The organism is Flavobacteriales bacterium (genome assembly GCA_016124845.1).
Taxonomy (GTDB): domain Bacteria; phylum Bacteroidota; class Bacteroidia; order UBA10329; family UBA10329; genus UBA10329.
Window position 1 is genome coordinate 21,666 of the sequence record WGMW01000034.1, and the last position, 6,000, is coordinate 27,665.

General features: G+C 47.6%; 5 protein-coding genes. 1 reads left to right on the plus strand and 4 read right to left on the minus strand.

From position 1 onward, the window contains the following. Position 1: 1 nt before the first annotated feature. Positions 2 to 2,782, minus strand: coding sequence for a bifunctional aconitate hydratase 2/2-methylisocitrate dehydratase (locus tag GC178_13080; GenBank protein MBI1288497.1), 2,781 nt, complete (start codon positions 2,780 to 2,782; stop codon positions 2 to 4). 345 nt (positions 2,783 to 3,127) lie between these two features. Here GC178_13080 and GC178_13085 point away from each other — a divergent pair, with 345 nt between their 5' ends. Then, on the plus strand, positions 3,128 to 4,381 hold the full coding sequence (locus GC178_13085) for an FtsX-like permease family protein (protein ID MBI1288498.1): 1,254 nt from the start codon (positions 3,128 to 3,130) through the stop codon (positions 4,379 to 4,381). A gap of 170 nt (positions 4,382 to 4,551) precedes the next feature. Here GC178_13085 and GC178_13090 read toward each other — a convergent pair whose 3' ends face one another. The 3 genes from GC178_13090 to GC178_13100 are packed head-to-tail and all read right to left on the minus strand — an operon-like array spanning position 4,552 to position 5,630. Next, entirely contained in the window at positions 4,552 to 5,001 is a 450-nt protein-coding gene (locus tag GC178_13090) for a 50S ribosomal protein L9 (GenBank protein MBI1288499.1), read from the minus strand. Between the two features lie 8 nt (positions 5,002 to 5,009). Further along, positions 5,010 to 5,282, minus strand: coding sequence for a 30S ribosomal protein S18 (gene rpsR, locus GC178_13095; GenBank protein MBI1288500.1), 273 nt, complete (start codon positions 5,280 to 5,282; stop codon positions 5,010 to 5,012). Between the two features lie 6 nt (positions 5,283 to 5,288). Beyond that, complete coding sequence (locus GC178_13100; protein MBI1288501.1) at positions 5,289 to 5,630, minus strand: 30S ribosomal protein S6; 342 nt, start codon at positions 5,628 to 5,630, stop codon at positions 5,289 to 5,291. Positions 5,631 to 6,000: the final 370 nt, after the last annotated feature.

Genomic DNA, 6,000 nt, shown 5'->3' on the forward strand with positions numbered 1-6,000 from the left:
CTTACGCAAGCACCAATTTCTTCTTCGATGGCTTGAACTTCGTAAGAACGATGCCTGTTACGGCTTGCTCGTATTCTTCCAAAGTTGGTGTTCTTCCCAAGATGGTTGAAAGCACAACCACTGGAGTTGATGAAAGCAGAGACTCGCCTTTCTTCTCGGCAGAATCCTTCACCACACGGCCTTGAAACAAACGCGTTGACGTGGCCATAACTGTATCTCCTGGCTCGGCCTTCTCTTGATTACCCATGCACAGATTGCAACCTGGACGCTCCAAATACAATTTGTTCTCATACTTGGTACGGGCCGTGTTCTTCGGATGCTCATCGTCAAACACGAAACCAGCGTATTTGGTCAAAATGTCCCAATCACCTTCGGCTTTCAGCTCATCCACAATATTGTAGGTTGGAGGAGCAACCACCAATGGCGCGTTGAACTCCACTTTTCCTTGCTGCGCCTCCACGTTCTTCAACATCTGCGCAAGGATTTTCATGTCGCCTTTGTGAACCATGCACGAACCCACGAAACCGAGGTCAACTTTCTTGGTTCCACCGTAGTAAGACAACGGACGGATCACATCGTGCGTGTAGCGCTTCGAAACATCATCGTTGTTCACGTCTGGATCCGCGATCATCGGCTCAGCCATTTCATCCAAGTCGATAACCACTTCCGCATAATACTTGGCGTTTGCATCGGGTTTCAAGGTTGGAATTTCTCCCGAACGGATGTCAGCAATTCGCTTCTCAGCTTTCGCGATCAGACCTTTAAGAACCTGCTTCTCGTTGTCCATTCCCTTGTCGATCATGATCTGAATACGACCTTTTGCAATCTCCAACGACTCGATCAACGTTTCATCTTCAGAGATGCAGATAGAAGCCTTAGCCTTCATCTCAGCCGTCCAATCTGTGAATGTAAAAGCTTGGTCAGCAGTCAACGTTCCGATGTGGACTTCAATTACGCGACCTTGGAAAACGTTCTCGCCACCGAACTGCTTCAGCATCTGTTGCTGCGTGGCATGAACCACATCGCGGAAGTCCATGTAGCTTCTCATTTCGCCTTTGAAAGTCACCTTCACCGACTGCGGAATCGGCATGGAAGCCTCGCCTGTTGCAAGTGCAAGAGCAACTGTTCCAGAGTCTGCTCCGAACGCCACACCTTTTGACATACGCGTGTGCGAATCGCCACCGATGATGATGTCCCAATCGCTCACGGTGATGTCATTCAAAACCTTGTGAATTACATCCGTCATTGCTGGGTAAACACCTTTCGGGTCACGTGCCGTGATCAGACCGAAATCGTTCATGAACTTCATCAAACGAGGAATGTTCTCCTGCGCCTTTTTATCCCAAACGGAGGCCGTGTGGCAACCCGATTGGTAAGCTCCATCCACGATTGGAGAAATGACCGTTGCGGCCATCATTTCCAATTCCTGCGAGGTCATCAGACCAGTGGTGTCCTGAGACCCAACGATGTTCACCTCTACGCGAACATCAGAACCTGTGTGCAACACTTTTCCTGGCGTTACTCCAACCGCATTTCGGTTGAAGATCTTCTCAACGGCAGTCAAACCTTGACCATCAATTGAAATCTCTTTCGATGGCGCGTAAACCTGTGGAATTTCAATTCCAAGAACCTTACAAGCGAACGTTTGCAGTTTCTTGCCGAAAACCACCGCGTAAGAACCGCCCGCTTTCATGAACTCCACTTTTTGAGGCGTGAATGCCGCAGAAATGTCCTTCACGGCTTTGCCGTCCTTGTAAAGTTGCTTCTCTTTTGTGTTGATGGTGAGAACGGTTCCTGTCTCAACTGAGTAAGTCTCTTCCAAAACAGCATCACCATTTGCATCAACGACCGTATTGCCGTCCGCATCTTTCTTCTGAACCCAATTTTTAAGGTCAAGACCGATACCGCCAGTTACGCCAACGGTGGTCAGGAAAATCGGAGAAATGCCGTTTGTTCCAGCCACAACGGGTGCAATATTGATGAACGGCACGTACGGACTTGCCTGAACGCCTGTCCAAAGTGCAACGTTGTTCACACCCGACATACGCGAAGAGCCAACACCCATCGTTCCTTTCTCCGCGATCAGCATCACGCGCTTGTCAGGATGCTGCTCTTTCAGCTTCAGCAAGGCCTGTTGCTGTTCTTTATTGTGCTCGAAAATGCACTGTCCGTGCAGCTCACGGTCAGAACGCGAGTGCGCATCTCCCCCAGGAGAAAGCAGGTCGGTAGAAATATCTCCGACACCAGCAACGAATGTTACGATTTCGATTTCCTCCTCAACGTCTGGAAGTTGCGTGAAGAACTCCGCTTTCGCATAGCTCTCAATCAGTTCCTTTGCAATCGAATTTCCAGCTTCGAAAGCTTTTTGCAATCGATCTGTATCGGCTTCGTATAGGAAAACCTGTGTTTTCAGAACCTTAGCAGCTTCAGCTGCAATTGCTGCATCATTGCCCAAAGCAAGATCCAATAGCACTTCAACAGAAGGGCCACCTTTCATGTGCGAAAGCAATTCGAATGCGAACTCAGTAGAGATTTCCTCAACCGATTCTTGCCCAAGAATGATCTCTTTCAAGAACTTGGCTTTCACGCCAGCCGCGCTGGTAGTTCCAGGCAACGTGTTGTAAATGAAGAAGTTCAGAGAGTCTTTCCGATGAGCATTTCCCGTGTCCTTGATCTGTGCGATCACCTCGCTCAGCAAATCCGCTCCATCGATCGGCTTGGCGTGCAAACCTTGTGCTTTTCGTTCTTCAATCTCCTTTAGATAATCTTCATATAAGCTCATGAAAGAAATATTTTTAATGTGTTGTTATTAGATTTGAAATCAGCAGTTCCTAAACAAATGTCAAGCTGCTTACGGACATAATTCTTGAAAGACATTTTTTGGCCACAGAAACACAGATTTCCACAGATTTCACAGATATTTCTTGAGAAACCCCTCTGTGCTTTCAGTGTTTCTGTGGCTATTTCATGTTGCTTGCACATGCAGGGTGACCATCGTATTGCATTATTGAACAATTCAACTCAGAACCCGTTGATTTTCCGTCCGCGAAAGTAGGCATTCGGAGTACCATTATCAAGGTATTAACCAAGCTCAAATAACTACCTTGCGCAAGCGCGAATCAGCACCATGAACGACCGATACGGACAACTCGTCATCGAGAACATTAAAGTAGCTTTGGGCTCCATCCGAAGCCAATGGTTGCGCGCCATTCTGACTATGCTAATAATCGCCATCGGAATCACCGCGTTAGTGGGAATTCTGACCTCCATCGATGGCATCAAAAGCTCCATCACGAGCAATTTCACCAGCATGGGTGCCAACACGTTCACCATCCGAAATCGTGGAACGAACATCCGCATCGGGCGCGGGGGCAAGAAGCCTAAGAACTACGAACGCATCACGTATCGCGAAGCAGAGCGTTTTCAGGAAACGTTCGAGTTTCCAGCCTTGGTGAGTGTTTCGGCCGCTGCATCATTTGCAGCAACGGTAAAACATGGCTCTGAAAAAACCCAACCCAACATCAACGTCATGGGCTGCGATGCGAATTACTTTGCAGCCAGCGGGTACGAAATTGTTGAGGGTCGGAATTTCAACGAAACGGAACTGCGCTTCGGAATTCCGGTGATCATTATCGGTTCGGAGATCAAAAAAGTGCTGTTCCCTGGCAAGATCGACCCTGTCGGAAAGGAGGTTTCAGTAGGAGCGAACAAATACAAGGTAATCGGTGTGCTGGCTGAAAAAGGTTCGAGCATGGGTTTTGGTGGGGATAAGACCTGCATGATAACGCTGACCAATGCCCGACAACATTTTCTACGTCCCAAAACATCATTTACTATAAGCGTTCTGTCGGATAATGTGGCTTCGCTGGAAAGTGCCATCAGTGAGGCAACAGGCACTTTCCGCGTGGTTCGCGGAGTGCGTGCCGGACAAGAAAACAACTTTGAGGTTGTTCGTAGCGACAACCTTTCAAAAATGTTGGTCGACAACCTTTACGAGGTACAGGTTGCGGGATTTCTCATTGGCATCATTACGTTGATGGGTGCGGCCATCGGCCTGATGAACATCATGCTTGTTTCCGTTACGGAACGAACGCGCGAAGTGGGTGTTCGGAAAGCGCTTGGTGCCACCAAAGCCTTCATCCAACTTCAGTTTTTGGTAGAAGCCGTTTCCATTTCCATTATCGGAGGATTGGCTGGTATTGTGTTCGGAATCGCCATCGGTAACGGAGTTTCAAGCTTCATCGGTGGTGGGTTCATCATTCCTTGGCTTTGGATCATCACAGGTGTGATCATCTGTTTTGTAGTGGGAGTGATCTCTGGAATTTATCCTGCCATCAAGGCATCGAACTTGGATCCGATTGAGAGTTTGAGGTTTGAGTAAGTTGACTGAGTTGATAAAGTTGACAGAGAGATAGAGTTGTTTCACAGAGACAAACGGAGAAACACAGAGTTGCACAGAGCCCAAATCGCAGATTGCCAATTGTCTATCGCAAATAAAAATCCCCGACCAGTTTCCTGATCGGGGATTTTTCATCTCTAATACTGTAGGAATTACTCCGCTACGACTTCGAATTCGAATTCGCCTTCAACTTCTTTGTGAAGTCGAACAGAAGCGGTGTACTTACCAAGGGTTTTCACAGTGCTTTCTTTCAGGCCAACCTTCTTACGGTCAACATCTGCACCTGTAGCGGCCTTGATAGCCTCAGCAACCTGAATGCTGTTCACAGAACCGAAGATCTTGTCGCCCTCGCCTGCTTTCGCACCAACTTTTATGTCAGCATCCTGAATTTTCTTCAGCAACTTGGTGGCTTCCTCTATCAACTTAGCCTCGCGGTGCGCACGCTGACGAAGATCCTCTTCGCGAACCTTCTTAGCACTTGCTGTAGCGATAACGGCCATTCCTTGTGGTACAAGGAAGTTGCGCGCATATCCGTCCTTCACAGTTACAAGGTCGTTCTTGTAACCAACGTTGTCTACATCTTTCTTAAGTATGATTTCCATGGCCTCGCTTATTTCATAAGGTCTGCTACATATGGCATAAGCGCCAAATGACGTGCACGCTTAACAGCCTGTGCAACCTTGCGTTGATACTTCAGTGATGTTCCGGTCAATCTGCGTGGAAGCAGTTTTCCCTGCTCATTGATGAAAGCCAACAGATAATCCGGGTCTTTGTAATCAATGAATTTGATGCCGTACTTCTGGAAACGGCAATACTTGTCTCTCTTGACCTCTACGGTCGGTGGATTGAGATATCTGATCTCTCCGTCTTTCTTTCCTGCCATGATTCCTTAAGCTTTTACTTCTTTCTTCTTGTTTCTTCTGCGCTCCGCATACTCTACATGGAACTTGTCCATTTTTACGGTTAGGAAGCGAATTACACGTTCGTCACGCTTGAATTTCAATTCAAGGTCAGCGATCAACGAAGGGTTGGCTTGGAACTCGACAAGGTTGTAAAAGCCGTTGGATTTCTTCTGGATCGGATACGCCAATTTGCGCAGACCCCAGTCTTCCGTAGAGACGATTTTGCCTCCATCAGCTTTTATGAACTTCTCGTAATCCTTTACCGCTTCCTTCATCTGCTGCTCAGACAAAACGGGAGTTAAAATGAAAACGGTTTCGTACTGGTTCATAATTCTGTTAATTGTTTGTGTTTATTACCCGCTCAAAAAGCGGACGGCAAAAATAGACATTTACCTTGAACGGACAAATACCTTTTGAGCTCCGTTTTTCAGGGCGTTTCCCCACACACAACGCCATGCGATTGTACGCGAGGTCGGGCTGTACGCTATATCTTTTCTTTTCCAGCCGATGCCTGAGCGAAGTCGAAGGCGGAGGAAGGAAAAGAAAAGGATGCCGCTACAATCCCTTATATGTTTGTTTTCAAGAGTTGAGTAGCTTGGCATTGGAGTTGGACGATCCCTTGGGGCAATGACCCTGTGCGTTAGTTTCTTCCCTCTGTCAGGTTGAGTCTGCGGTATGACCTGGTACATGGATGCCGAA